18 protein-coding genes are annotated in these 26,236 nt (G+C 50.3%); 12 read left to right on the plus strand and 6 right to left on the minus strand.

Annotated elements, in window-relative coordinates; all coding sequences use genetic code 11:
- Positions 1–147 precede the first annotated feature (147 nt).
- The 4 genes from C9J03_RS11690 to yqeC all read right to left on the minus strand — a co-directional run bounded on the left by C9J03_RS11690 (position 148) and on the right by yqeC (position 3,873).
- Positions 148–726 carry a rhodanese-like domain-containing protein gene (locus C9J03_RS11690; protein WP_052829806.1) on the minus strand — a complete coding sequence of 193 codons (579 nt, stop codon included), beginning with the start codon at positions 724–726 and terminating at the stop codon, positions 148–150.
- 36 nt (positions 727–762) lie between these two features.
- On the minus strand, positions 763–1,209 hold the full coding sequence (locus tag C9J03_RS11695; protein WP_044623706.1) for a MauE/DoxX family redox-associated membrane protein: 447 nt from the start codon (positions 1,207–1,209) through the stop codon (positions 763–765).
- 110 nt (positions 1,210–1,319) lie between these two features.
- Positions 1,320–2,918, minus strand: a complete 1,599-nt coding sequence (gene yqeB / locus C9J03_RS11700) for a selenium-dependent molybdenum cofactor biosynthesis protein YqeB (RefSeq protein WP_044623705.1) — start codon at positions 2,916–2,918, stop codon at positions 1,320–1,322.
- A gap of 37 nt (positions 2,919–2,955) precedes the next feature.
- Positions 2,956–3,873, minus strand: a complete 918-nt coding sequence (gene yqeC / locus C9J03_RS11705) for a selenium cofactor biosynthesis protein YqeC (protein ID WP_052829805.1) — start codon at positions 3,871–3,873, stop codon at positions 2,956–2,958.
- A 39-nt stretch (positions 3,874–3,912) separates the two neighbouring features.
- Between yqeC and mocA the strand changes: the two genes are divergently transcribed.
- From mocA to C9J03_RS11735, 6 genes are all read left to right on the plus strand, one after another.
- Entirely contained in the window at positions 3,913–4,503 is a 591-nt protein-coding gene (gene mocA / locus C9J03_RS11710; RefSeq protein WP_044623704.1) for a molybdenum cofactor cytidylyltransferase, read from the plus strand.
- Positions 4,504–4,957: 454 nt separating this feature from the next.
- Positions 4,958–8,074, plus strand: a complete 3,117-nt coding sequence (ygfK, locus tag C9J03_RS11715) for a putative selenate reductase subunit YgfK (protein WP_044623703.1) — start codon at positions 4,958–4,960, stop codon at positions 8,072–8,074.
- 14 nt (positions 8,075–8,088) lie between these two features.
- On the plus strand, positions 8,089–9,417 hold the full coding sequence (gene ssnA, locus C9J03_RS11720) for a putative aminohydrolase SsnA (protein WP_044623702.1): 1,329 nt from the start codon (positions 8,089–8,091) through the stop codon (positions 9,415–9,417).
- Positions 9,418–9,431: 14 nt separating this feature from the next.
- Complete coding sequence (locus tag C9J03_RS11725) at positions 9,432–11,645, plus strand: xanthine dehydrogenase family protein molybdopterin-binding subunit (RefSeq protein ID WP_044623701.1); 2,214 nt, start codon at positions 9,432–9,434, stop codon at positions 11,643–11,645.
- The gene (locus C9J03_RS11730; RefSeq protein ID WP_082060644.1) at positions 11,635–12,105 is read left to right on the plus strand and encodes a (2Fe-2S)-binding protein; all 471 of its coding nucleotides are present in this window, start codon (positions 11,635–11,637) and stop codon (positions 12,103–12,105) included. The genes C9J03_RS11725 and C9J03_RS11730 overlap by 11 nt, the downstream gene beginning before the upstream one ends.
- Positions 12,099–12,998 carry an FAD binding domain-containing protein gene (locus C9J03_RS11735; protein WP_044623699.1) on the plus strand — a complete coding sequence of 300 codons (900 nt, stop codon included), beginning with the start codon at positions 12,099–12,101 and terminating at the stop codon, positions 12,996–12,998. The genes C9J03_RS11730 and C9J03_RS11735 overlap by 7 nt, the downstream gene beginning before the upstream one ends.
- Positions 12,999–13,189: 191 nt before the next feature.
- On the opposite strand, the gene C9J03_RS11740 is transcribed toward C9J03_RS11735, so the two are convergent.
- Together C9J03_RS11740 and C9J03_RS11745 are read right to left on the minus strand one after the other, a co-directional pair.
- A complete protein-coding gene (locus C9J03_RS11740; protein ID WP_044623698.1) occupies positions 13,190–13,702 on the minus strand; it encodes a hypothetical protein in 513 nt (170 codons plus the stop codon).
- Positions 13,703–13,718: 16 nt separating this feature from the next.
- On the minus strand, positions 13,719–15,308 hold the full coding sequence (locus tag C9J03_RS11745) for an SEL1-like repeat protein (RefSeq protein ID WP_044623697.1): 1,590 nt from the start codon (positions 15,306–15,308) through the stop codon (positions 13,719–13,721).
- A 483-nt stretch (positions 15,309–15,791) separates the two neighbouring features.
- On the opposite strand from C9J03_RS11745, the gene C9J03_RS11750 reads away from it, so the two are divergent.
- From C9J03_RS11750 to C9J03_RS11775, 6 genes are all read left to right on the plus strand, one after another.
- Complete coding sequence (locus C9J03_RS11750) at positions 15,792–17,264, plus strand: sodium:solute symporter family protein (protein ID WP_276329428.1); 1,473 nt, start codon at positions 15,792–15,794, stop codon at positions 17,262–17,264.
- A 429-nt stretch (positions 17,265–17,693) separates the two neighbouring features.
- On the plus strand, positions 17,694–18,488 hold the full coding sequence (ygfM, locus tag C9J03_RS11755) for a molybdopterin-dependent oxidoreductase FAD-binding subunit (protein WP_044623695.1): 795 nt from the start codon (positions 17,694–17,696) through the stop codon (positions 18,486–18,488).
- A 2-nt stretch (positions 18,489–18,490) separates the two neighbouring features.
- A complete protein-coding gene (locus C9J03_RS11760; RefSeq protein ID WP_044623694.1) occupies positions 18,491–21,361 on the plus strand; it encodes a molybdopterin-dependent oxidoreductase Mo/Fe-S-binding subunit in 2,871 nt (956 codons plus the stop codon).
- Positions 21,362–21,614: 253 nt separating this feature from the next.
- Positions 21,615–23,021, plus strand: coding sequence for a nucleobase:cation symporter-2 family protein (locus tag C9J03_RS11765; RefSeq protein ID WP_044623693.1), 1,407 nt, complete (start codon positions 21,615–21,617; stop codon positions 23,019–23,021).
- Positions 23,022–23,109: 88 nt separating this feature from the next.
- Positions 23,110–24,426: a guanine deaminase gene (gene guaD, locus C9J03_RS11770; protein ID WP_044623692.1), complete on the plus strand. Its 1,317-nt coding sequence runs from the start codon at positions 23,110–23,112 to the stop codon at positions 24,424–24,426.
- A gap of 307 nt (positions 24,427–24,733) precedes the next feature.
- Positions 24,734–26,116 (plus strand): NCS2 family permease, encoded by a 1,383-nt coding sequence (locus C9J03_RS11775; protein ID WP_044623691.1) that lies wholly within the window; start codon positions 24,734–24,736, stop codon positions 26,114–26,116.
- Positions 26,117–26,236 lie beyond the last annotated feature (120 nt).

Here is a 26,236-nt window from a genome sequence, read left to right on the forward strand (position 1 = left end):
TTAATTCGTTAAAACGAATATATAGAAATGAAAAGGCTGAATCTAAATCGAGATTCAGCCTTTTTAGTATCAACTATTGATGCGTTTAAGCCAACAGATGTAAAGCGAACAAGCTTTATAGTGAACGGGGTCTAAAGTGAACTGGCCCTAAAGTGAAGAAGTTTTAAAGCCTGCCCCTTTCCACGCAAAAATACCGCCAGGATAACGATAGACATTGGTGTAGCCGAGCTTCACCGCCCAAGCCGCCGCGTTATGACTACGACCGCATTTCACGAACCCGCAGTAAAAGACCAAGGTTTTATCCTTGTCTTCACCGAGAAGCTGGCTGAAGTCCTCGACAGATTGCTGGTCGGTTAATGCAGCGTCCCATTCAGGCATATCAGGGATAGGGAACTCGAACTGCTTGGCGCTTGGGATATGTTCTTTCTTGTAGCTGTCTTTGAACGGCATGGCGTCGACAATTATCACATTGCTGTCCTGTTCGATGAGTGCCTTGAGCCCGTTGGTATCGATGAGCTGGTATCCGCCGGCAAGGGTATCGTTATGGAGCTTGATCGCGACTTGCTCGGTTTCTACCTCGGCTTTGAACTTGCCGCCAAACAGAGCGGCATTGGCGCTAAACGGCAGGACTAGCAATGCACTGGCGAGAATGAACAGGTTCAGCCAAACGCTGCGTCCGCAACGCCGAAATGGAAATGCGTGCAATGAAGTCTTGTTCTGTATCATGATCGTATCCTTTTAAATTAGACAACGTTGGTCCGGTTACACGGTAGGTGTCACTGGGCGGTGGGTCGCCATGTTATTGAAGTAGTGGAGTGCTGCTGAAACGATCAGCACCAGCAGCATGATGAGAAACTGGGGTTCAAGGGTGCTGTAGACTTCCGACTGCACCGAGCCGGGCAGGTAGCAACCGCAGTCGAAATGCAAGCCTTGATAAAGGGCAAGTCCCGACAGGGCAATATGAATGCCGAAGCAGACAATAACAGGAAGTAGGGAGGTCATACCCAAGTAGGCCGTGAGTGCGCTAATCCCTAGCGCTAATGGGATGGCGAAAGCGATGGGCTCGACATACATGGCTGGGACGATGCCGGTGTCGCTGAGCAGTAATCCTGTGTGCTCGGGTAAGAAGAACCCTTTGACAGTTAGCGCAGCCGCACACATCAGTACAAAGGAGGTAACAAAGTGATGGAAATAGCCTCTAGTTTTCATAATTTGATCTCTTCCTGTCGTAAAGTCCAACGGCCTATTTGGGCTGAGCGAGACACCCCAAATAAGACGGGAAAATGTCTGGCCTGAATCCGTCAGGCCAAACAAGATGGTTAACTCATTGTGTGTTGCTCCAGGTGTAGCATGGCTTCTAGAACGCTGCCGCCAATCGCCCGTGCCTTGTCGGATACCGTGGTGTAATCGGCCTCTTCGCCACGGGGATCAATATCGCCGATCTTGAAGCCTTCGCGGACGCTAAGGCCGTTATTGAGTAATCCTCGTACCATGCCGCCCAGTGGCGCGACCACAGGGCTGTCGCCGATATGGGCAATCACATCGCCCTCTTGGACGAGATCGCCGAGTTTGACATGGCTGTGCATGACACCAGCGCAAGGGGCACGCAGTACCCGCTGGTGGGTGTAGCCTGCAATATTGCCGGGTACGCCAGTATTGGGCTGGGTCGCCCCTTGATAAATAACCCGGCCCAGATGGTGGCCGCGGTTGGTTTCAATCACCGCATCGCAGTCTTTGCCCGCAGTAAAGCCAGGGCCCAGGGCGATCGTGATTGGCGCCATGTCCTTCTGGGTGCCGACATTGTGCTTGGCCAGAATGGCATCAACGAGGAAGGTCGGCTTCAAAGTGCCGGCATAGCTGCACTCTTCATCGACTACCACAGGGATCTGATTGCGGTCGATGATGGCGAACACCTCGTCTTTGTTGTTGGCTTTGCAGGCGGTGATCCCTTCCACCTGGACTGGCTCGCCAAACAGGCATTGGCCAAACGACACGCTGCAGCGGATCATGGTGGGCTTAGCGATATCTGTCATCACGACTTTGAATCCGGCATTGAACAAGCGGACGGCAACCCCGGTAGCCATATCGCCTGCACCGCGGACCAGCACCAGTTTGTTTTGATTTAGGCGGGTATCGTCCTTCAGCTGGCCGCCCGCGGACTCATGTTTCACCTTGAGGATCTCCGCCATGATACTGATGGCGATTTCTTCCGGGGTTTCAGCACCGATGTTGAAGCCAATGGGAGAGTGGATGTTCTTGATCCGCGCTTCATCCACTCCGCTCTGGCGCAGGTGGGTAAACAGGGTTTGCACCTTGCGGCGGCTGGCCATTAGGCCGGTGTAGCGGGTTTCGCAATCCACTACCTTGGAAATGGCGTCTTGGTCCTGGTGGTTAGTGGCAATGACTACATAGCTGTCTTTGTTGATATCCAGCTGGTCGATAGCCTCTTCCATGGTATCGCCCAGTAGGCGCTTGGTCCCTGCCGGGAAATGCTCTTCGGCCAGGCTGTCGGCATAGGCATCGGCGACGGAAATATCGAAGCCGAGTACATGGGCGGCCTGTGCAACCGCACGGTTGACGTGCCCGGCACCAATCAGAATGAGGCTAGGGCGAAGGCCATAGACATCGACAAAGACCGTCATAGCGCCGCCGCAGTCCATGCCCATGGCATCGGGGCCGTTGCGGGTCATCCGGCCTTTGACAACGCGGGGCTTTCTCTCTTTAAGGGCTTCCAAGGCTTGTTCGATAACATACCGTTCAATCATGCCGCCACCTACTGTGCCGATGATGCTGCCATCTGCCTTGACGATCATTTGGCCGGAGTGGCGCGGGGCTGAACCGCGGGTTTCGATGATATTGGCAAGGGCGAAGGGAATGTTGTCTTGTTCTAGTTGGGCTGCCTTGGCAAAGATATTCATGTTCTATGACCTCAATACTGAAGGTGTCAGGTAGCTGCTATGTTTCAGTGGCATAGGCTACTTGCTTCTTCAAAATAACTTTCTTGATTGGTGTATCCGCCTGCATTTCTGCCAGCCAAACGGAATCGAGCTGTGGACTGTTGACCAGTACCTCTTCCGCGATCTGGCTAACGGTTAGGGCATCGTTGGCCTGATCCATTTTGTTTATCAGCCAGACTTGCTGTGCTGTCCTTGGGGTTGATTTAAATAACCCCTGCGGGTGAGAAATCAGCGGTTGCAACACTTGGGCGTCGATCACATCTCCGGGTTGGCACTGTGTAAGGGCTGAAAAAGCCGGCCAGCGGTGAACGCGTTCAGGAATCGCCTTGTGGTTGATGGCCTCTGCACCGGTGACACCAATCACCATATCCGAGTAACTTGGAATGCAAGGCTCATGCCCGTGAGGGGCTTTTATCGGTAATGAGCGGGAACCATCGCCTTCAATAATAAAAACTGTGAAGGGGAAATCATTTTGTAGTTTTTTTATCTCTCTTTCAGATAACCCAGATACTTTCAAACGGGCTGTTTTCAAGTGGTCGGTTAATAATGATTTATAGCAAAAAGTGATGGCTGGGTCTTGAAAATCAAATTCATCTTGTGCTAAAGCATTATTACGCGTTTCTATTATCTTTCCATTTTCTTTTTTATTGCAGTACATGGCATTCAGGGGAAGGATATAATCAGCCTGGTGTGCATCGGGCAAATACATTTTTGTGGTCGTGGTTAGGCAAACGGCATGGCCCCACAGTTTGAATTTACGGGCAAGCCAAAATGCGGCGGATGTTTTTCCACCACCACCGACTAGAGTAATATATAACGGGGTGGTTTCAGCAGTTAAATGGTATTGGTATAACTCAGACAGGATAAATTGGTCTGGAGTTTGCTCTATTAATCGTGTCTGTGTGCTATTAACCATGCGACCACCATATTTATCAATAAAGGAGTATGTTCAGTGATGGATAAATCGTTACGTCCCGAACGTTTAGACTGCGTTATGCCTGCTGCGGGCCTGTCTTCAAGGATGGGGGACTGGAAACTCATGCTACCTTACCAGCAGTACACAATCCTTGATGCAAGTATCGAAAATGCGCTCTCATTTTGTCGTCGGGTCATTTTGGTTGTTGGTTATCGAAGGGCGGAACTTATTGAAAAATATAAAAATGATCAAAGAGTAAAGATAGTGGTCAACGAAGATTACCAGGCCGGTATGTTCAGCTCTATCCAGCAGGGTGTCCGGCATGTCGAGAGCGATTTTTTCTTTATTACCCATGGAGATATGCCCTGTGTACCACCGCATGTCTTCCGCCAGGTCTGGTTTGAAAGAGGTGGGTGTACCGTATTCCCTGGTACGGCCCTAAGGCCTGGTCATCCGGTACTGATCCCTTGTCGATTAAAGAATATGGTGCTCAATGCCAATATACATTCATCGATGAAGAAAATTATCTTCCGCTATCCAGTTAAATATTTAGGGTTGGGTTGCGATGAAATATATTTAGATGTTGATACACCGCAGGCCTATGAAGAGTTGTGTGCTGTGTCACATTAGCACTATCAACTTGATAGCTGATAATCGCTTTTTTATCAATCTGATATCGAGAGTGCTTTTATCTCACATTTTTTATTTTATTTCATTAGATGTTTAATTTCTCATGGCAGATAATATCTATCATAATAGTTGATATCAAACTGATAGCTTTTTATTAATATGATAGCAATTCTTTTCTAATCAATAATCATCCTCATTTGAGTGGTTCTTTTGTTTGAAGTTTTCTTGTTTTAAATAAATCTGTTTATTTGTCACCTGTCACAAAATGCAGTGAACTTTCGACTTTGCTCACGAAATTCATTAATAAATCCGCCCGTTTTGTTGGGGCTGAAAAAGTTTGGCTCAGTAGTTGCTCTTTAGCCATTAGCTTATTTAGCCCTACACATTATTAGCCTGACATATTGCGCAAATAAATGTGCCTAGAAGAACAAGAAAAGCATCAAGGAGATCTATCATGGGAGATATCATGCGCCCCGTTCCGTTCGGTGAGCTACTTAACCGAATGTTTAGTGAATACAAGCAGAGTAAATCTATCTTCGGTATTCCAGAGAAGCAGTTCTACCGCAAAGCGAGCAAGGAATCACTGGCGGTTTGGGGAGAGTATTGTGAAACCCCTGTTGGTCCTGCAGCTGGCCCTCATACCCAATTAGCCCAGAACATCATTACTTCTTGGCTTGCCGGTGGCCGCTTCATGGAGCTGAAAACCGTCCAGAAGCTTGATCAGTTGGAGATCGCCAAACCGTGTATCGATGCTGAAGATGAGTGTTTCAACACCGAATGGTCGACAGAATTCACGCTGCTTAAAGCTTATGACGAATACCTCAAGGCGTGGATTGCCCTGCATCTATTGGAAGAAGTCTTCGCTCCGAGAACCGATGGCGAGGCCAAATCCTTTATCTTCAATATGAGTGTCGGCTATGACCTATCCGGTATTCAAACCCCGCCGATGCAGAAGTACATTCACGATATGCTTGACTCCAGCGAGCATCCAAGCTTCCACGCCTACATCAGCGAGCTGAAGACCTTTATCCAAGATCCTGACTTCATCCGTGAGTATCAGCTTGAAGAGAGAGTCGACCGCCTCAATGCCATGGTCGATGATATTCCTGCCCAGCTAACCCGTGGTGTGACACTGTCTACCATGCACGGTTGTCCTCCGCATGAAATCGAAGCCATCTGTCGTTACATGATTGAAGACAAGGGCATCAACACTTTCGTTAAACTGAACCCAACCCTATTGGGCTTCGAGCGGGTACGCGGCATCCTTGATAATGCAGGCTTTGACTATGTGGCACTGAGCGAAGAGTCCTTCAGCCACGATCTGCAAATCAATGATGCCAAAGCCATGCTGCACCGCCTGGTCGACCTGGGCAAGGAAAAAGGCATCGGCTTCGGTGTCAAACTGACCAACACCCTGGGTACTATCAATAAGAAAGGCCGTTTGCCAGACAAAGAAATGTACATGTCCGGCCGTGCTCTGTTCCCGCTATCTATCAATGTCGCGCTGGAGTTGTCCCGTGAATTCAACGGTACACTGCCAATCTCGTACTCGGGCGGTGCCAGCAAGTTCAACATCAAGGAAATCTTCGAAGCGGGGATCCGTCCTATTACGATGGCAACGGATCTGCTCAAGCCGGGCGGTTACCTTCGCCTGTCTGACTGCGCCAAAGAGTTGGAAGGCAGCGACGAGTGGGGCATGGGCAAAGTTGACTTGGTCAAGCTAGAAGCACTGGCAGCAAAATCGCTTGATGCCGATTACGTCCAGAAAGAGTGGCGTGGCCCGGAAGAGATCAGCGTGAAGAAAGCGGTACCGCTGACAGACTGTTACGTTGCACCTTGTGTCACGGCCTGTCCGATCAGCCAGGACATTCCTGAGTACATCCGCCTGATGGGTGAGCACAAGTACACCGAAGCGCTGGAAGTGATTTATGCGCGGAACGCCTTGCCTTCAATCACCGGCCATATCTGTGATCACCAGTGCCAGTACAACTGTACCCGCCGTGACTACGAAGGGGCGTTGAACATCCGTGAAATGAAGAAAATCGCACTGGCCAAAGGTTGGGACGAATACAAAGCCAAGTGGCATGAGCCAAGCCTAGATACAGCCAAGCATCCAGTGGCGGTGATTGGTGCCGGTCCTGCCGGTTTGTCTGCCGCTTACTTCATGGCACGTGCCGGCCACCCTGTAACCGTGTTTGAGAAAGAGAAAAACGCCGGTGGGGTGGTGAAGAATATTATTCCGCAGTTCCGTATTCCGGCTGAATCGATTGAACATGACATCCAGTTTGTCACCGATCACGGCGTGAATATCGAATACGGCTGCAATCCAGACCTGACCGTTGATGTGCTGAAACAGAGCGGCTTCAAGTATGTCTGTTTTGGTATAGGCGCGGACAAGGGTAATCCGATTTCACTGGCGGGTGATAACACCAATATCTACAAGTCACTGGAATTCCTGCGTAGCTTCAATGACGGCGAAGAGCTCAAGCTCGGCAAGCATGTTGTGGTTGTCGGTGCCGGTAACACCGCAATGGACAGCGCCCGTGCCGCATTGAAAGTGGATGGCGTTGAGAAGGTCACCATCCTTTACCGTCGTACTATCGCCGAGATGCCTGCCTATAAGGAAGAGTACGAAGAAGCAGTGGAAGATGGCGTGCAGTTCATGTTCCTGACCAACCCAGAGCAGTTCGATGCCGATGGTAAGCTGACCGCTCGTGTGATGGAGTTGGGCGAACCTGATGAGAAAGGCCGCCGCCGCCCTGTAGCAACAGATATGACGGTTGAGCTTCAGGCTGATGCCTTGATCACTGCCGTCGGTGAGCAGTCCAACTGTGATGTCTTGTCTCGCATGGGGATCCCAATGGGCGAAGATGGCTGGCCGGTTGTTGACCGTGAAAGCTGTGAAACCGCGGTAGAGAATGTGTTCTTGATGGGTGATGCCCACACTGGCCCATCATCAATCGTATCGGCGATTTCCGGTGGCCGTAAGGCGGCAACCACTATCTTGGCTCGTGAAGCGCAGGCCGATGAGCAGCTCGAAGCCAAATCCGATGTTAAAGTTGAAGCCGTATACGCCCGTAAAGGCGATATCCAGGTCAAGCTGATTGAAGCCAACAAGCTGGAAGAAGCCGACCGCGAGCAATTTATCGAGCAAGAAGCGAAACGTTGTCTGGAATGTTCGTACATCTGTAGCAAGTGTGTGGATGTGTGTCCGAACCGTGCCAATATTTCGCTGCCGATCCCGGGCTTCCGTGACCAGTTCCAGACGCTACACCTCGATGCGTACTGTAACGAGTGTGGTAACTGTGCCCAGTTCTGCCCATGGGACAGCAAGCCGTACAAAGACAAGTTCACGCTGTTCAATCTGCGTGAAGACTTTACCAACAGCACCAACGCCGGTTTCTTCGTCGAAGGTGACGAAGTACTGGTTCGCAGTCAAAGTGAGATTTATTCCTTCCGTATTAATGAGCAGGGCAATGTGGACATGCCAGAGTCGCTCGCTGATGAAGCGACGATTATCAACTATGTCATGGCTAACCACAGCTACCTGCTTGGCAAAGTAGATGTTTAGTGAGGAGCCAGGGAATGTTAGTACTCAGAAATGCAACAGCTGTGCAGTTTGAGCCTGCACTGATCAAAGAAGGCGTCGATATTGTTATCGACGGCGACAAAATCAAGGAAGTTGGCGCCAATCTGGCGGCCAACTACCCAGATGCCCAAGTTAAGGACATGAAGGGCAAACTGGTAATGCCGGGTATTGTCTGCTCTCACAACCACTTCTACTCTGGGTTGGCGCGCGGGATCATGGCTGATATCAAGCCAAGTCCTGACTTCATTTCGATACTGAAGAACCTTTGGTGGCGGATGGACAGGGCGCTGGACGAAGAAGCCTTGTACTATAGCGGTCTGATCTGCTCGCTGGAAGCGATCAAGTGCGGTTGTTCATCGGTGATTGACCACCATGCCTCGCCGAATTACATCGCCGGCTCGCTCAATACCCTGCGCAAAGGGTTCTTGAAAGCAGGCCTGCGCGGCATGACCTGTTTCGAGACCACCGACCGTAACCACGGCATGAAAGAAATGGTGGCAGGCGTCGAGGAGAATATTGCGTTTGCCCAGTTAATTGACCGTGCCAAGGAAAATGGTGAAGAGCCTTACCTGGTTGAAGCCCATATCGGAGCCCACGCACCGTTTACGGTGACCAATGACGGGTTGTCGATGATGGCCGAAGCGGTCCAGGCTACCGGGCGCGGGATCCATGTTCATGTGGCGGAAGATCGCTACGACGTGACTCATAGCCACCATCACTACGGCCAGGATATTGTCGAGCGGTTGGATAGCTTCGGCTTGATCAACGAGAAGACCCTATTGGCACATGGCTTGTTCCTATCAGAAAAGGACATTGCCATCCTGAACGCCAAAAATGGTTTCTTGGTCCACAATGCCCGTTCGAATATGAACAACAACGTGGGCTACAACGACAAGCTGATGCGCTACCAGAATGTTGCCTTGGGTACCGACGGTATCGGTGCCGACATGTTCGAAGAGTTGAAGTTTGCCTTCTTCAAGCATCGTGATGCCGGTGGTCCGTTGTGGCCAGACAGCTTCCTGCGCCATCTATGGAACGGTAACGAAATTCTGGCCCGTAACTTCGGCGCGAAATTCGGCCGCCTCGATGCCGGCAACAAAGCTGACCTGACTGTGCTTGACTACACCAGCCCGACACCGCTGGTGGCAGACAACCTACCGGGCCATATCGCCTTTGGTTTCAATGCCGGTAACGTCAACAGCGTGGTGGTTGAAGGTCGCTTCGTCTACGAAGATCGCGAGTTCCCGTTCGATGTGGCACCGATTTACGCAGAGGCACGCAAGGTGGCGATGCGTTTATGGCAAACCATGGATAAGTTGGACTAATGTGAGATCCCGTTATGGATACGGTCAATACGCACTTTAAGTGGGAGGAAGCCACTGGAGCTGCGAAATATATTGCCGATCGCCATTACGAGGGACTACTTGAAGGGCGGTTTTACCGCTCTTCTTGCCCTCGCGGGCGGATCAAATCGGTAACACTTCCAACCCTGCCTGACGGCTACCATATTTTCGGTGCAGACGATGTCCCCGGACAGAATGTCCTGCCGATTGTCGAGATCGACTGGCCTGCCTTTGCTGATCAAGAGGTGCGGTTTGTCGGTCAGGTGATCTATCTGGTTGTCGGGCCTGATCCTGATGTCGTTGATGAATTGCTTAATGAAATCGATGTCGAATACGCGCCCCTCGAGCCGGCTTATACCATTGAGCAATCCAAGGCGCTGAAGGACGGTGCCATCCACGCCGATGACAACGTGCTTGATACCCATAGGCTGCACAAGGGGGACATCGAAGCCGGCTTTGCTCAAGCGGTCACCATTATCGAAGAGACCTGCTCGACCGGCTATCAGGAGCATATCTACCTCGAAACCCAAGGGGCCGTTTGCTATCCGCAAGATGGCAAAGTGGTACTGGAAGGTTCGATGCAGTGCCCCTGGTATGTCCACCATACCATGGCGGTGGTATTGGGCCATGACAATGTCAGGGCGATCCAATGCCCTACCGGTGGCGGCTTCGGCGGTAAGGAAGACTTCCCTGACGTGCTGGCAGCGCCTTTGGCAGTAGCGGTTGAGAAGCTGCAGCAGCCAATTCGGCTGATTTTCGAGCGCGGGGAAGATATTGCTACTACTTCCAAGCGTCACCCTGTCACTTTTCACTATAAAACCGGTGTCGATGCCGACGGCAAGATTGTCGCCATGGATATCAAGTTCGATGTTAACGCCGGTGCCTACCTGAGCTTGTCTGGCATTGTGTTGCAGCGTTCCATCACGACCGCCACCAATGTCTACGATATTCCCAACGTTCGGGTAGAAGGGCATGCCTGGGCCACCAACACCGTGCCGACGGGGGCATTCCGCGGCTTTGGTTCACCACAAAACTGCTTCTGCATGGAGACCCACATCCACCATGTCGCCAAGCAGCTCGGTGCCGATCCGGTAGCCTTCAAGCAGCGGCATTTCCTCACCGCCGAATCTCACTCATTGACCGGTGCGGAAATCTTTGGTGATTTGGTTCTCGACGAGATGCTGCACAAAGTGCTCGATATGTCGGATTATCACCGCAAGTTCAATGAATATACCCGGCAAGATGGAAGCCAAGCTGAACGCCGTAAAGGCATAGGCTTGGCGGTTTTCCAGCATGGCTGTGGTTTTGCCGGTGATCTGGAAGATACCCTGGTCAGGGCCAAGGTCAAACTGCTCAAGGGAAGTGATGGCAATGTGCAGATCCTTGCCTCCAACACCGATATCGGTCAGGGCCTGAGCCTGACATTCCGCAAGATAGTGGCAGATACCCTCGGTAAGCCGCTGGAGGAGATCCAGCTGGCAGTGCCAGATACGGGTATTGTGCCCGACTCCGGGCCGACGGTGGCTTCCCGATCAATATTGATTGTTGGTTATATCCTCGAAAAAGCAGCGAAAAAGCTGAAAAAGTCTTGGGTTGAGGGTGAAGATCAGGAAATCACAGAGGTTTACTGCAAACCTGACTACCACCAGTGGGATCAGAATACCTACCAGGGGAACGCCTACCAAGCGACTAGCTATGGTGCCAACGTGGTGGAAGTGGAGGTCGATATGGCGACCGGCGAAGCGGACATTACCGGGGCCTGGGCGGTGTATGACATCGGCAGGGCCATTGACAGCACCATATTCAGGGGCCAGATCGAAGGCGGCTTGGTTCAGGCGTTGGGATACGGCAGTTGCGAGAAGTTGGAAATGACCCAAGATGGCGTCTTCGCCCAGCGCTCGATGGCTGACTATGTGATCCCGACCGCGCTGGATGTACCGGCTATCGGCAGCGATCTTGTCGATAACCCATACCCTTATGGGCCAAATGGTGCCAAAGGTGGGGGTGAATTGACTCACAACGGTGGCGCGGCGGCCTTTGTCGCAGCGGTCGAAAATGCCATCGGTGTGCCTTTGTCGTCCATTCCGGTAACACCTGAGAAAGTTTGTGAGGCACTAGCTCGACGCTCAGATGAGCCAAGCGCACAGCAACGAGAAGGGCAAGTGAAGGGATCTGGCCCGGGCAATGGAGCACCTATCGATGAAGATTGAATTTTACCTCAACAGTCACCTCGTCGTTGTCGACGTTGACCCGATGCAGTCTTTGCTCCATACCCTGCGCGGCACCATGAGCCATACCGCAACCAAAGAAGGCTGTGGGGAAGGGGAGTGCGGAGCCTGCTCTGTGCTGTTCAACGGCCGCTTGGTCAACGCCTGCATGATGCCTATCAGCCAGGTACAGGGCGGTGATGTGATGACCCTTGAAGGATTGCGCCAGACCGAAAAAGGCCAATGCGTGATCAATGCGCTGCTCGAGGCCAAAGGGGTACAGTGCGGCTTTTGCACCCCGGGTATGGTGTTGGCACTTTATGCCTTGCTGGAAGCCGATCCTAACCCGACGGAGCTGGCTATCCGTACCGCGATCTCTGGCAATTTATGCCGCTGCACAGGCTACGGCATGATTGTCGAAGCGGCCAAGATCGCCGCCGAGAAAGGAGAAGGCTTATGGTAAATGTTTATCGGCCCGATACGTTGGCGCAGGCATTGGATACCCTGTCGATGGGCAAGCTGACGGTGTTCTCCGGCGGTACCGACTTGATGGTACAGCACGGCGTGCGAGCGGGCATGTCCCCCAGGTTCGAGCAAGATGTGTTGTTCGTCGATGCCATCGAAGAGCTGCAATACATTGCGTCCGCTGAGCCTGAGCACAAGGGTGAGAGCGGCCAAGAGCAAGCCTTGTACATCGGGGCGGGGGTGGTGTTGGCAGATATTGAACAGCATCCGTTGGTCCCTTCGGTACTGCGCCAGAGCGTGGCTAAAATAGCGGCGCCGGCGTTGCGCAACCGTGCCACGTTGGCCGGGAATATTTGCAATGCATCTCCTGCCGCTGACTCCCTGCCGGCCTTGTACTTGCTGGATGCCCGTGTCGTTCTATCGTCAATTCGGGGACAGAGGGAAATGGCCCTGGCAGATTTTATCCTGGCGCCTAGGGTGACGGCTCTGAAGCCGGATGAAATGCTGACCCATATCGTGATCCCGCAGTATGACTTACCCGAGGTGTTCTACCACAAGGTCGGCACCCGGGCAGCCAATGCCCTGAGTAAGCTGTCAGTAGCGGGTCTCGCCCGTATCAAGCGCTATCCCAAGAAGGCCCCCGTTATTGCTGACTGGCGGGTGGCATTCGGCGCGGTTGGCCCAACGGTGGTCCGCAGCCGCGAGTTGGAGTTGCTGGTTGTCGGCCAATCATTGGATACCTTGGCCAAGCCGGGTTTTGTGCAACAGGTTGTCGGCTGCTATCGCGAAATCATCCGCCCGATAGATGATCAGCGCTCGACAGCTGCCTACCGGCAGCAAGCCTCGCTCAACCTGCTGACCCGCTGGCTGGAGGGGCTATCAAGGCGCTGACCCATTTACTCCCTTGCTTGTATTTACTTTTGTTACCTTTTGGTTGGGGCCGCTAGGCCCCTTTTTTTGTTTGGTGTAGTTAATTGGTATTAACGGGTGTGGATATAAGATTGCCTTCAAAAGGCGATGTTGAAGGCTTTTTCATAAATAAAGCCGCAGTTTGCGGCTTTATTAAATGTTGCAAACTTAGTTTATAGCATTGAACTTTCTTGTTCTTGCTTTTGTTTTTCTTCAGCTTTTGATTGCTTATTATATGCTTTTAATAAATCTGTATGAATATAGTTCATTGACATTTGAAAACTCATGTGTGGAGCACTGAGTGTGATCTCTGTATTTCCTGACTGATAGGTTGCTGATTTATCACCTACAAATGGAATTTTCTTATTCATAAGAGTATATTTTTTAGCAATAGCAGAGTTTAAGTAGTCAAACTTTGACTTAGGAAACTCTGACAAAACAGCTACAAGTGTGTTTGAGCTATCGAAAATAGCAGTGACAGCCCCAATGCCGTCAAAGTTAATTTGACCGCGTGGGATCTCGTACATATCACCTAAACTGTATTTATTTTGACCGGAATAATTAACGCTGTAAGTGTTTTTTAGCTGTGAAATGGTCGTTTTACCAATTGTTAAGCCGAAAACTGTCGGGTCAGCTAGTAAACTTGTACTAAACAAAGATAGTAGTATAAATAATATCTTTTTCATTTTAATTTCCCTTTATTCAAAGTAGGTGAGTATTATGGATGAAGCCAAGTGAATTTTTGTCTTGATGGTAGACTTCTGTCCATTGGCTTCCTTCTGATAATACGTATACCTTTTCGCCTCGCTTTAGACTTTTGATTGGAGTACTGTTGAACCCTGACTCTGAATAGATATCAGTACTTAGCGCTGTTATCTTACGGGTTTTTAATTTGTATAGGATGTTATTGAGAGAGTTTTGGGCTGACTTATTGTTCTGTTGTGCTGATTTTGCGTACCAGTAGACAGATAGTGGATAATTTCTACTTACACCGGTTCCGTATTGATAGCTAATCCCCAAGTTATTTTGTGCGGTTGCATTGCCATTTTCAGCTGCTTGCTTGTACCAGCTAAATGCACGATTTATATTTTTATCAGTACCAAGTCCGTTTTCATACATATAGCCTAAGTTATTCTGGGCCATTGATACACCTTGTTCAGCAGATTTGAGATACCATTCAAAGGCCTTTCTATTATTTAGAGGAGCTCCTTCCCCATGGCTTAGCATCCAGCCAAGCCGGAATTGGGCATCCTTGTCGCCGTTTTCAGCGGCTTTAGAGTACCATTTGAAAGCCTCATAGTTATTCTTATCTCTGCCTAATCCTTTGTAGTAATGCTCGCCGATGAACCATAGGGATGCGGTATGATCTTGCTTGCTAGAATGCATGAACCACTGGAAAGATTTGTTATAGTCTTGTTCGATCCCCCAACCATTGAAGTACATATTCGCCAAGTGATAAGCGGCAAATTTATTTTCAGTAGCAGCTTTGCTCAAGAGCTTAAAAGCTTTCTGGGTATCTTTCTCTGTACCTATCCCATAGAGATAGTAGCGGCCGAGCTCTGCAGTAGGGATGTTCAATCCAGTATCTGCGGCTTTCGACATCCAGTAAAACGCCTGACTTTTATCTATTTGCGTACCAAGCCCTGACTCATATAGCCAAGCGAGGTTTCGTTGTGAATCTCGGTTTCCTTTCGTTGCCGATAGTCTATACCACTCAGCTGCCTTTGTATGATTTTGTTTAACGCCATATCCTTGATCATTGGCTAACCCGAGATAGAATGAACAGTAGGTTAACTCCTCAGCACAGCGCTCATACCAGAACAAGGAATCTTCGTATTTCTTTTGTTGCCAATAATGTTCACCGATTTGTAATATGGCATAGGTATTTCCTTTTTCTGCTTTGACCCATAAAGGAATGAGTTTTTCATTTTTCTTCAGGTATGATTTTGCTTTGTATGAGCCATTGCTAGACGCTAATAAAAGATAGTCTTGTCCTTCTTTATATTTTTCTTTGCTTATTGCCCAAAGCGCATAGTCATATTGAGCATCAATTAGCTCTGAATCTGCAGCTTTTTTTAGCCAATTAATATCTTCACTGCTTGGTCTGTTTGTCGAAGTGTAAAGACGATACATGGAGCGAGTATCTCCATCTGAAGCTAGTTTCGACCAGGTTTCTCTCGCTTCTAGGACTTCACCTTTTAGAAAAGACTCTTCGGCAGATTCATATGTAGCAGCACAGCCGACAAGTGAAAGAATTAACGTGGAGCTTAATAACAGTCTTTTTATATACATTATTAACATATCCTTATGAAATTGATTTAATATTAAATTTTAAAGGGAAATGTGGTCTATTTCTACTTTCAACTTCAAAATTATTGATGTTTACCGATAGACATAACACTACCGTCAACTTTTAAGACAAGGGGGCACATTACTACTTTTGGATTGAATGTTGATTTGCTGGCCCGGAATGGAAAGAGTCAAGGAAGACGAACAGTTTATCAAAATGATAGTAAGGTATTTCTTCATTTAAGTGATTGCTAAAAAAGATATTATTGGGCAAACTTTTCTTTCGAGTATCTAAGTTTTCACCAAATTTATCACCATGTAACCTCAATGATTATGCATAAAAACACAATTGATTTGCTGCTGTAGTAACCGGAATAAAACTTGCTGTAAACGGGGGTCACTAGTGGGGATCGCCGGTAGTGGTTGAACATTCTGTTGCTTCATAAAGTAAGGAGTACTTTTATGGCAGGTAATACAGTAGTTTTAATGATTGTTGTGGGATATTTGTTTTTTTTGATCGGGATAGGAATATATTCCTCAAAAAAAATTGGCGACTCGGAGGATTTTCTCGTAGCGGGCAGAAGGCTGGGTCCTTTTTTGATTGCTGGTACTTTGGCGGCGACTGAAATCGGCGGGGGATCTTCGCTGGGGGTGGTCGAAAAGGCCTATGGCGACTGGGGCTTCTCCGCCTTATGGTATGTCGCCACAATGGGGGTAACCTTTACCATTATCGCGATGGTGGCCCCGATGCTCAGGCGGGCGATGGTAAAGACCATTCCGGAGTTTTTCCGTAAGCGATATGACAAACCGTCTGCGCTGTTCACCTCGCTGATTATGATTTTGCCGTTAATCGGCTTAACCGCCGTACAGTTTATTGCCTCTGGAGTCATCTTATCCGTGATTATGGATTGGGATTACACCACTTCCGTTATTGTTATTTCCTGCGTTGTGATTATTTATTCCATGCTCGGCGGTTTATGGTCTGTCTCGTTAACCGACTTTACCCAGATGCTGATGATCGTGTTCGGTATGCTTGCGGTCGTGCCTTTTTCGCTGGATCTTGTCGGGGGATGGGACGTCGTTGTGGCGAATACCAGTTCAGAGCGGTTGTCATTGACCCAGGGGATTGGTATGCCAACGATTGTCAGCCTTGTGCTGATTTATGCAGCGTCATTTATCTGTGGTCAGGAGGTAACCCAGCGCCTTTATGCCGCCAAGAATGGCCGGACCGCATTGGTGGGGAGCTTGCTTACCGCGGTCGTGTTTTTTGCCTTCGCGATGATACCGGCCGCGCTTGGGATCATTGCGCGTACTATGGTCGATCTGGGGATGATTGATGGGTCGGCCATAACAGAAAATGGTGCACGTTATGCGCTTCCGACACTGGCAGTACAAGTCATGCCGCCGGTGTTAGTCGGGCTCCTGTTTGCCGGGATATCTTCTGCGACCATGTCGTCGGCGTCATCGGATTTGCTGGGAGCGGGCTCAATCTTTGCCAACGATATCTACAAGGTTTACATCAATCCCGATGCCGATCAGGCAACGCTATTGAAAGTGGCCAGGTTGACAATCTTGGCCATTGGGATCTTTTCGATTGCCGTTGCCGTGATGAATACCGGTGCCATCATTTCCATCTTGATGTTCTCATTTAGCCTCAGGGCCGGGGGGACATTGGTTCCGTATCTGTTTGGCCATTACTACCAGAAAGGGAGTAGGCAAGGAACATGGGTATCATTAGTGCTCGGTACGCTGGGGATCCTGGCGGTGAAGTATGAGTGGGTCAACTTCTTTGGCCTGGATGGTATTTTCCTCGGCCTGCTACTCAGTGCGATGGGATATTTCTTGTTTAGCTACTTATACCCGAACACAAAGCCAATAGCGGATTACAGGGTTGAGCAGCCAGAAGAGTCTGTTGCCGACCCAGAGCCGGTGAATCAGCACACTACCAAGCACTCCTAAAACGGTGCCACAGAACTGAAACAGCTAGGTGTACTGTTGTCTCTAAGGGGAGAGGCCAAGGGTTTCTCCCCACATCTAATTGATTGTATTCATAGTTAGTATATCGTTATCACCCCCACCTATATCATATTGATAGCCCCCTGATATTATTTTGATATCACATGCCCGATTAGTGATAACCGTTATTATCTGCTTGATAACCTAGGGAAATATCCGGTGCTAAAAAGGTGATATGTAACCCGACGCTGATCCCACTTTTGTTGAAATACCGGACTGTGCTCACGAATCTTTGTCTTTCCTGGCTGGTTCGGGCAGTTTGGCGTGTTTGTTGCCTTTTAGATCTCCAAGACATCAATAACGTTCCGACAATGCCGTTAGGCCGAACGCATGATGCAGGAATAACAATGAGAATGCGAAAAGGCAAATAACATGATTGAACAATATCTAACGCCTGATACCCCTGCTCAGGCACTTGAATTCAAGCAGCAGCATGGCAGTGATGCCATCTGGTTTGCAGGTGGATCCAAAATCAATGCAGCACCAACCAAAACCGACAAAACTGTGGCGATTTCTTTGGGCAAACTGAATCTCTCCCAGATCGAGCTTCAGGGCGACAGTCTGCACATCGGCGCCATGTGCCGCATCCAACAACTGATTGACCACGAACTGGTACCGGTGGCGTTGAAACAATCTTCTGCCTTTATCTATTCCCGCCATGTTCGTAACCAGGCAACGCTGGGCGGTGAAATTGCTGCGCGTCAGCCAGAAGCTCTATTAGTACCAAGCTTGATTGCGCTGAAGGCCAAGCTGAAGTTGGCAAACGGGCAGGAAGTGGATGTAGAAGATTACATCAATAGCGAAGAGCGCGAGCTGATTGCCACCATCATTATTCCAGACAGAAACCTTACCTGTATCGGCTACAACATTGCTCGCTCAGCCGCCGGTTTGGCGATTGTGACAGCCGCGGTTTCCATTGATAAGCAAGGTAATAAAGTGATTGCGCTCGATGGCGTTTCGCCATTGCATCAGGGGGCCGCCCGACCTGTCCGTCTGCGCGATGTCGAAGCGCAAGATCTCAAAGGGGAACTGCTGGAGCAGGCAGTGGCCGATGCGATTTATCCGGAAGCCGATATACGCGGCAGTGTCGAGTACAAGCGATATATCGCAGGTGTGGTGATCACGGATTTGATGGCTGAATGTCAGCACTTGGTAGAGGAAGCATAATCATGACGATTCAATTTACCTTAAATGGCCGCCCTCAATCTTTGGAATGTCGTCTTGGTGAAAATGTACAGACATTGCTGCACTCTATGGGCTATCACTCGGTGCGAAACAGTGATGATAGTTGGGGCTTCGCCGGATCGGACGTGATCCTGTTCAATGGTGAACTGATCAACGCTTCACTGTTGATTGCCGCTCAACTTGAAGGGGCGGAAGTCAAAACCGCTGAAGCTCTTGGAGAGTGGAATCAGCTGAGCTTGGTTCAGCAGGCGATGATCGATGTCGGTGTGGTGCAATCGGGCTACAACGATCCGGCATTGGCACTGATCTTGACCGAATTGCTAGAGCGTATTCCTCAGCCAAATCGTGATGAAATTGATGACGCGCTATCAGGCTTATTCAGCCGTGATGCGGGTTACCAGCAGTTCTACGAAGTTGTCGAATTGGCGGTGAAACGCCTTAACGATCCTGACTATACCCAGCAGTTTGCGCCAGAGTTCCGTGATGATCTGGCGGTAGTTGGCAAGAACTGTCCGAAGATTGATTCGGCCAAGATGGTTCAGGCCAAGCCGTGCTATGTAGAAGACCGCATTCCAGCCAATGCTTGTGTGATCAAGGTGCTACGTAGCCCACACGCCCATGCGTGGATCAAACACCTGGATGTGTCCAAGGCCGAGGCGTTGCCGGGTGTAGTATCGGTGATCACCCACAAAAACTGCCCAGATATTCCTTACACCCCAGGTGGTCAGAGTGCTCCAGAGCCATCACCGCTAGACCGTCGTATGTTCGGCCAGAAAATGCGTCATGTCGGCGACCGTGTTGCTGCTGTTGTTGCCGAGTCGGTAGAGATTGCCGAGCAGGCATTGAAACTGATCGACGTTGAGTTCGATGTGCTTGAGCCTGTGATGAGCATTGACGAGGCGATGGCTGCCAATGCACCGATTATTCACAACGAGCCTATCGAGTACGGTGTCGGTGCACCTGATGATTTGGAAGAGCAGAACCGCAATGCCGATCCGCGTGAAGGCAAGCTGATTGTTAACTTCCCGATTGGTTGCTTCCCTCGCAAGAACATTGCCGCCAGTGTCCGAGGTCATATTGGTGATCTGGATAAAGGCTTTGCCGAAGCGGATGTGATTATCGAGCGCACCTACGAGTCGAAGCAGGTTCAGCAGTTGCCGGTTGAAACCCACATCTGTTACAGCTACATGGATGGCGATCGTATCGTGATGCACGATTCGACTCAGGTGCCTTGGCACGTGCGCCGTCAGGTTGCCAAGATCTTGGGTGTCAAACAGAACAAAGTCCATATCGTCAAAGAGCGAGTGGGTGGCGGATACGGCTCAAAACAAGATATCTTGCTCGAAGATGTGTGTGCTTGGGCAACCTGGACCACAGGCCGTCCGGTTTACTTCCATCATACCCGTGAAGAAGAGTTCATCTGTAACTCAACCCGCCACGTTGCCAAAGTGACGGTGAAACTTGGAGCCAAGAAAGACGGTACACTGACTGCGATTGATATGGACTTCCGTGCCAATACCGGCCCTTACGGTAACCACGCACTGACTGTCCCTTCAAATGGTCCTGCATTGTCACTACCGCTATACCCATGTGACAACGTCGACTTCAGGGTAACGACTTACTACTCCAACATTTGTCCTACCGGGGCTTACCAAGGCTACGGCGCGCCGAAGGGGAACTTTGCCCTGACCATGGCAATGGCTGAAATGGCTGAAGAGCTGGGAATCGACCACTTGGATATGGTTGAGAAGAACCGTGTTGTTGAAGGCCAGGAGCTGAAGATCCTGGCGGCTATCGGTGAAGGCAAGATGCCAACCAGCGCACCGAAAGTACACAGTTGTGCATTGGAGCCAATCCTGCGCGAAGGCCGTAAGCTGATTGAGTGGGATAGTCCGAAACACGCTGACGGCGAGTGGAAAGTTGGCCGCGGTGTGGCGATTATCCAGCAGAAATCCGGTATCCCAGATATCGACCAAGCCAACTGCCGTATCAAGATGGCGTCCGACGGTACTTTCATTGTTCACTCTGGTGGTGCCGATATCGGTACTGGCTTGGATACCGTGATCAGCAAGTTGACCGCAGAAGTGCTGTGTTGCCCGATGGACGAAATTACCGTTCATTCCGGTGACACCGACCATGCACCATTCGATAAAGGGGCTTACGCGTCATCCGGTACTTGCTTCTCGGGTAATGCCGCCAAGCGTGCTGCCGAAGCGATGCGCGACAAGATCCTCAAATGCGGTTCTGAAATGCTCGAAGAGCCAGTGGAAGACGTTGAGATTGTCGCTCCTGGTTTGGTGAAAGGTAAGAAAGGCGAAGTGAGCTACTTCGATATCGCCCACAAAGCAGAAAGCGGCACAGGGTGGGGGCAGTTACTGGCTTCAGGCTGCTTCATTACGCCAGAGTTTGCTTTCCCTTATGGCGCTAACTTCGCAGAAGTAGCAGTCAATACCCGTACTGGTGAAATCCGCCTGGATAAATTCCATGCCTTGCTTGACTGTGGTACGCCGGTTAACCCTGATTTGGCGCTTGGCCAGATTTACGGTGCAAGCATGCGTGCTATCGGCCACAGCTTGTATGAAGAGCTGATTTACGATGACAACGGCGTGCCTGTCACCCGCGATCTGAAGAGCTACGGTGCACCGAAGATCGGTGATATTCCTCGCGACTTCAAAGCGGTGTTGGTACCAAGTGATGATCCGGTTGGCCCTTACGGTGCGAAATCGATATCTGAGATTGGGGTTAATGGTGCGGCACCTGCCATCGCCAGTGCAATTCATGATGCATGTGGTGTCTGGTTACGTGATTGGCACTTCACCCCAGAGAAGATTTTACAAGGTCTCAATAAGCTGTAACTAATGCGCAAGCGGTCATTTCCAGGGGATGGGAAATGACCGTTTTGTTTTTCGGCTCCGGTTTTCCGGGCTGATGTTTTGGCAATTACGCCGTCAAGACTTGGCTGGTATCGACTATCACAGTTACTGAATCTAATACTGGGTAGTCATGATAGTAAGCGGGTAGGCAGGCACAGGCTCTGTTGAGCTTGGTGTAAAGGGCCCTGGAGTTTCTGGCTAGGTTATCGATTTAAAGATTTCGGATGGAACAGAAATGAAACTACTGTACAACGTGGAAGACAAGCCCCCTGTGGGCGCCTCAATTCTCTTAGCTCTTCAACACATGCTGGCCGCAATGGGAGCGATTATCGCCGTGCCTTTGGTGGTCGGCAGTGCGATTGGTCTGCCGACCGACCAAATGGTGATTTTGGTCAACGCCGCCCTGATGGTCTCGGGTGTAGTAACCATTATCCAGTGCAAGGGGGTTGGTCCGGTTGGGATCCGGCTTCCGGTGGTGATGGGAACCAGTTTTACCTTTGTCGCGATTTCCATTTCGATTGGTCTGGACTCGGGGATCTCCGGGGTGTTCGGCGCTTCCTTGATTGGCTCGCTGGTGATGATCATTGGCAGCCGGTTCATGCCACAGATCCGCAAGCTGTTCCCACCCGTGGTTTCCGGTACTGTGGTGGTGCTGATCGGTCTGACCATTTTGCCTGTATCCGTTGACTGGTTTGCCGGCGGGTTTGTCGGCCAGGAGCACTACGGCCAAATCAATAACCTGATGCTGGGGTTACTGGTGCTGGTGGTGGTCATCGTGCTGTCGCAACTTGGCAAAGGCTTGATTTCCGCCGCTGCGATTGTGATCGGGATGATGGTCGGGTACATAGTGGCTATATTTATGGGGGTAGTTGACTTTACTCCTGTACAAGAGGCGAAGTTCTTTTCTTTGCCCGAGTTACTACCTTTCGGCTTGAGCTTTACTGTCAGTGGTGTCATTGGCATGTCAATAGCCTATTTGGTGACCATTATGGAATCTACCGGTGACTTTCTCGCACTGAGTGATGCAACCCACACCAAATTAACCGGGAAGAAGCTGTCTAAAGGGATCTTGTGCGATGGTGTGGGCAGTGCCCTTGCCTCGGTATTCGGTGCAACGCCGTTTTCATCGTTCAGCCAGAACGTCGGTATTGTTTCGATAACCGGTGTCGCCAGCCGCCATGTGGTTGCAGTGACCGGAGTGATCATGCTGATCGCCGGTATGTTCCCGAAACTGGGCGGTATTGTGGTCACTATTCCATCACCGGTACTCGGTGGTGCCGGACTTGTGATGTTCGCCATGATCATCTCGGCTGGTATCGGCATCCTGTCACGTATTAATTTTACCAAACGCAATATGCTTATCATCGCTGTCGGGGTTGCCTCGGGTATGGCGGTGACCGTTCGTCCTGAGATTTTGACTTATATGCCAGATTCACTGCGCGTCATCCTGGGCTCTGGGATCACTACCGGCTCTTTGGTTGCGCTGGGACTCAACATCATGCTTGGTATTAACCGAGCCGACGAAGCGGAGAGTGCGAAAGAGAAACGTGAAGCATTGAAAGAGCAAATCAAAGAATGTGAAGCGTGTGAAAAAGCATTGGCCGAGGAAGAGGCGATGCAGTCACGCGAGCAGCAAATTTAAGCCTACAACAGAAAGAATTTGATAAAAGAGAGCGCTGGAAAACAAGGTGACCCTACCACTGTCCAGCACGAAAAGATAAGAGGTAATCATGGAATATACCCAATCAGTGAAAGCAATCAGAGCATCAATACTGGATATTGCCAAGGTTGTCGACAAGCCTGAGGATATAGAGCAGAACATCCGCTTTATTGAAGATGGCTTGATGCTGGTCGACAACGGACGTATTGAATGGGTTGGTGAATGGGAAGAGGGCAAAGATAAAATCCCGCCAACAGTCCGCATTCGTAGCTATCCCGGCAAGATTGTGATGCCCGGCTTCGTCGATACCCATATCCACTATCCGCAGGCCGAAATGGTTGGCGCCTACGGCGAGCAGCTGTTGGAATGGTTGAACAACTACACCTTCCCGACCGAAGCCAGGTATAAAGACAAAGACTACTCCCGCGAAATGTCGACTTTCTTTATCAAGCAGCTGCTGCGCAATGGTACCACCACGGCGTTGGTGTTCGGTACGGTTCACCCAGAATCGGTCGATGCGCTGTTCGAAGAGGCTGAGAAGATCAACATGCGGATGATCGCCGGTAAGGTGATGATGGACCGCAATGCGCCGGAATACCTGCTGGATACACCGGAAATTGGTTACAACCAGACCAAAGAATTGATTGAGCGCTGGCATAAGCGCGGGCGTTTGCTCTATGCGATTACCCCTCGTTTTGCTCCGACGTCCACGCCAGAGCAGCTGGCGATGGCGGGAAGGCTTAAAGAGGAATACCCAGATACGTATGTACACACCCATCTGTGCGAAAACAAGAATGAAATCGCTTGGGTGAAAGAGCTGTACCCGGAGCAGGACGGCTACCTCGATGTCTACCATCATCATGGGCTGACTGGCTCGAAGAGTGTGTTTGCCCACTGTATCCATCTTGAAGACAAGGAGTGGGACTGCCTGCATGATACCGACTCTGCCATCGCTTTCTGCCCCACCTCTAACCTCTACCTCGGCAGTGGTTTGTTCAAGATGCAGGAGGCCTGGAAACGCAAGGTGAAAGTCGGCATGGGAACCGATATCGGTGCCGGTACCACTTTCAATATGCTGCAAACCCTCAACGAAGCCTACAAGGTGATGCAGTTGCAGCAGCACCGCTTGTCGGCCTTCGAAGCGTTTTATCTGGCGACATTGGGCGGGGCGAAATCACTATCGCTGGATCATTTGATCGGCAACTTCGAGGTAGGCAAAGAGGCCGACTTTGTGGTTATCGACCCATGTTCAACGCCACTGCAGCAATTGCGCTACGACAGCTCGAAAGATCTGTCGGAGAAATTGTTCATGCTGATGACCTTGGGTGATGACCGCAGTATCTACCGAACCTACGTTGACGGTCGGTTAGTGTACGAGCGAGGTTAATTTTTACGCAAACGATTTCGGCGGGAAATAAGTTCTTGGCAATGCAGGGTAAGCAAAGCGTATAATCGCCGCCAATTTACCTTGCCCAGCCCCGGTTATTTGCTCTAGGGATGTTCCTTTTGGGAAGTTGATGGGTTCTGTTAACTGGGGTTGTGCCGATAAAAGTCAGCAACATTTATAACGTGACGGACCAGTCACAGCCCCAAAAAAGCAATCGATTGCGACGGGGCGGGTTGAGAGGAAGCTCAACGTTTTTTAAGGTGTTCAGGCTGCGCGCCTGGCATCAATTTTTACAAGGAATCACATCATGTCTGAAAATAGTTCGATTCATCATGAATCTACAGTCGTAGCAGAAGACACACCCCGCCAGAGCGGGTTGGATGGGTATTTTAAAATCTCCCAGCGAGGCAGTACGGTAAGGCAGGAAGTGGTCGCCGGTTTGACGACCTTCCTGGCAATGGTTTATTCGGTCATTGTTGTGCCGAGCATGCTCGGTGCCGCTGGGTTCAACCAAGGGGCGGTGTTCATCGCTACCTGTTTGGTTGCCGCGTTTGGTTCACTTTTGATGGGCCTGTGGGCCAACCTGCCTATGGCGATTGGCTGTGCGATCTCGCTCACCGCCTTTACCGCATTTAGCCTAGTGCTGGGGCAGGGGATCAGTATTCCGGTTGCGCTGGGTGCGGTATTCCTGATGGGTGTGGTGTTTACTGCCATTACTGTGACCGGTGTGCGTCAGTGGATACTTACCAACCTTCCGTTCGGTATTGCCCACGGTACGGGTATCGGTATCGGCCTGTTCTTGTTGCTGATTGCCGCTAACGGTGTTGGCTTGGTGGTACAGAACCCGCATGAAGGCTTGCCTGTTGCGCTGGGTGAGTTCACTTCGCTGCCTGTGATCATGTCTATCGTTGGGTTGGCGGCTATTTTCGGTCTTGAAAAACGCCGTGTACCAGGCGGCATCTTGCTGGTCATCGTTGCAATTTCCATCTTTGGTTTGATTTTCGACCCGAACGTAACCTACCAAGGCTTGTTTGCGATGCCGTCGTTCGGCGCAGAAGGTGAGTCTCTGCTTGGCACCATGGATATCATGGGGGCGCTGAACCCAATCGTGATCCCTAGTGTGTTGGCTCTGGTTATGACCGCGATTTTCGATGCGACCGGTACTATCCGTGCGGTTGCGGGTCAGGCGAACTTGCTAGATAAAGACGGCCAGATTATCGATGGCGGTAAAGCGCTGACATCAGACTCCGTCAGTAGCATCTTTGCTGGTTTTGTCGGCGGTGCGCCAGCTGCTGTTTACATTGAATCAGCAGCGGGTACCGCAGCAGGCGGTAAAACAGGCTTGACAGCAACCGTTGTGGGTGGTCTGTTCTTGCTGCTACTGTTCCTATCGCCAATCAGCTACCTGGTTCCTGCCTACGCGACCGCGCCAGCTCTGATGTATGTTGGCCTGCTTATGATGAGCAATGTCAGCAAGCTGGATATGGCCGACTCAGTCGATGCCTTATCTGGCCTGATGTGTGCGGTATTTATCGTCCTAACAGGTAACATCGTAACCGGTATTATGCTTGGCTTTGGTTCTTTGGTGATCGGCCGTGTGATTTCTGGTGAAGCGAAACGCTTGAATGCCGGTACGGTGATCATCGCTATTGTACTGGTCGCTTTCTACGCGGGTGGCTGGGCGATTTAATGTCACCAAGCTAATGATTTAGTTATGTAAATCAGCGCCTCTCATTGCAAAATGAGGGGCGTTTTTGTTATCTCACTCGTAAAAGTAGCAATCCCATATAACTGACTCAACAGTTGTAAT

The sequence above is a fragment of the Photobacterium gaetbulicola genome (genome assembly GCF_003025515.1).
In the GTDB taxonomy this organism is placed as follows: domain Bacteria; phylum Pseudomonadota; class Gammaproteobacteria; order Enterobacterales; family Vibrionaceae; genus Photobacterium; species Photobacterium gaetbulicola.

Bases quoted from the DNA above. Each gene is read 5' to 3' on its own strand.
- ygfK (WP_044623703.1), top strand. From the start codon at position 4,958: ATGGGAGATATCATGCGCCCCGTTCCGTTCGGTGAGCTACTTAACCGA.
- C9J03_RS11735 (WP_044623699.1), top strand. From the start codon at position 12,099: ATGGTAAATGTTTATCGGCCCGATACGTTGGCGCAGGCATTGGATACC.
- C9J03_RS11760 (WP_044623694.1), top strand. From the start codon at position 18,491: ATGACGATTCAATTTACCTTAAATGGCCGCCCTCAATCTTTGGAATGT.
- yqeC (WP_052829805.1), bottom strand. From the start codon at position 3,873: ATGGTTAATAGCACACAGACACGATTAATAGAGCAAACTCCAGACCAA.
- guaD (WP_044623692.1), top strand. From the start codon at position 23,110: ATGGAATATACCCAATCAGTGAAAGCAATCAGAGCATCAATACTGGAT.
- C9J03_RS11765 (WP_044623693.1), top strand. From the start codon at position 21,615: ATGAAACTACTGTACAACGTGGAAGACAAGCCCCCTGTGGGCGCCTCA.
- C9J03_RS11740 (WP_044623698.1), bottom strand. From the start codon at position 13,702: ATGAAAAAGATATTATTTATACTACTATCTTTGTTTAGTACAAGTTTA.
- C9J03_RS11725 (WP_044623701.1), top strand. From the start codon at position 9,432: ATGGATACGGTCAATACGCACTTTAAGTGGGAGGAAGCCACTGGAGCT.
- ssnA (WP_044623702.1), top strand. From the start codon at position 8,089: ATGTTAGTACTCAGAAATGCAACAGCTGTGCAGTTTGAGCCTGCACTG.
- C9J03_RS11695 (WP_044623706.1), bottom strand. From the start codon at position 1,209: ATGAAAACTAGAGGCTATTTCCATCACTTTGTTACCTCCTTTGTACTG.
- mocA (WP_044623704.1), top strand. From the start codon at position 3,913: ATGGATAAATCGTTACGTCCCGAACGTTTAGACTGCGTTATGCCTGCT.
- C9J03_RS11745 (WP_044623697.1), bottom strand. From the start codon at position 15,308: ATGTATATAAAAAGACTGTTATTAAGCTCCACGTTAATTCTTTCACTT.
- C9J03_RS11690 (WP_052829806.1), bottom strand. From the start codon at position 726: ATGATACAGAACAAGACTTCATTGCACGCATTTCCATTTCGGCGTTGC.
- C9J03_RS11775 (WP_044623691.1), top strand. From the start codon at position 24,734: ATGTCTGAAAATAGTTCGATTCATCATGAATCTACAGTCGTAGCAGAA.
- C9J03_RS11730 (WP_082060644.1), top strand. From the start codon at position 11,635: ATGAAGATTGAATTTTACCTCAACAGTCACCTCGTCGTTGTCGACGTT.
- ygfM (WP_044623695.1), top strand. From the start codon at position 17,694: ATGATTGAACAATATCTAACGCCTGATACCCCTGCTCAGGCACTTGAA.
- C9J03_RS11750 (WP_276329428.1), top strand. From the start codon at position 15,792: ATGATTGTTGTGGGATATTTGTTTTTTTTGATCGGGATAGGAATATAT.
- yqeB (WP_044623705.1), bottom strand. From the start codon at position 2,918: ATGAATATCTTTGCCAAGGCAGCCCAACTAGAACAAGACAACATTCCC.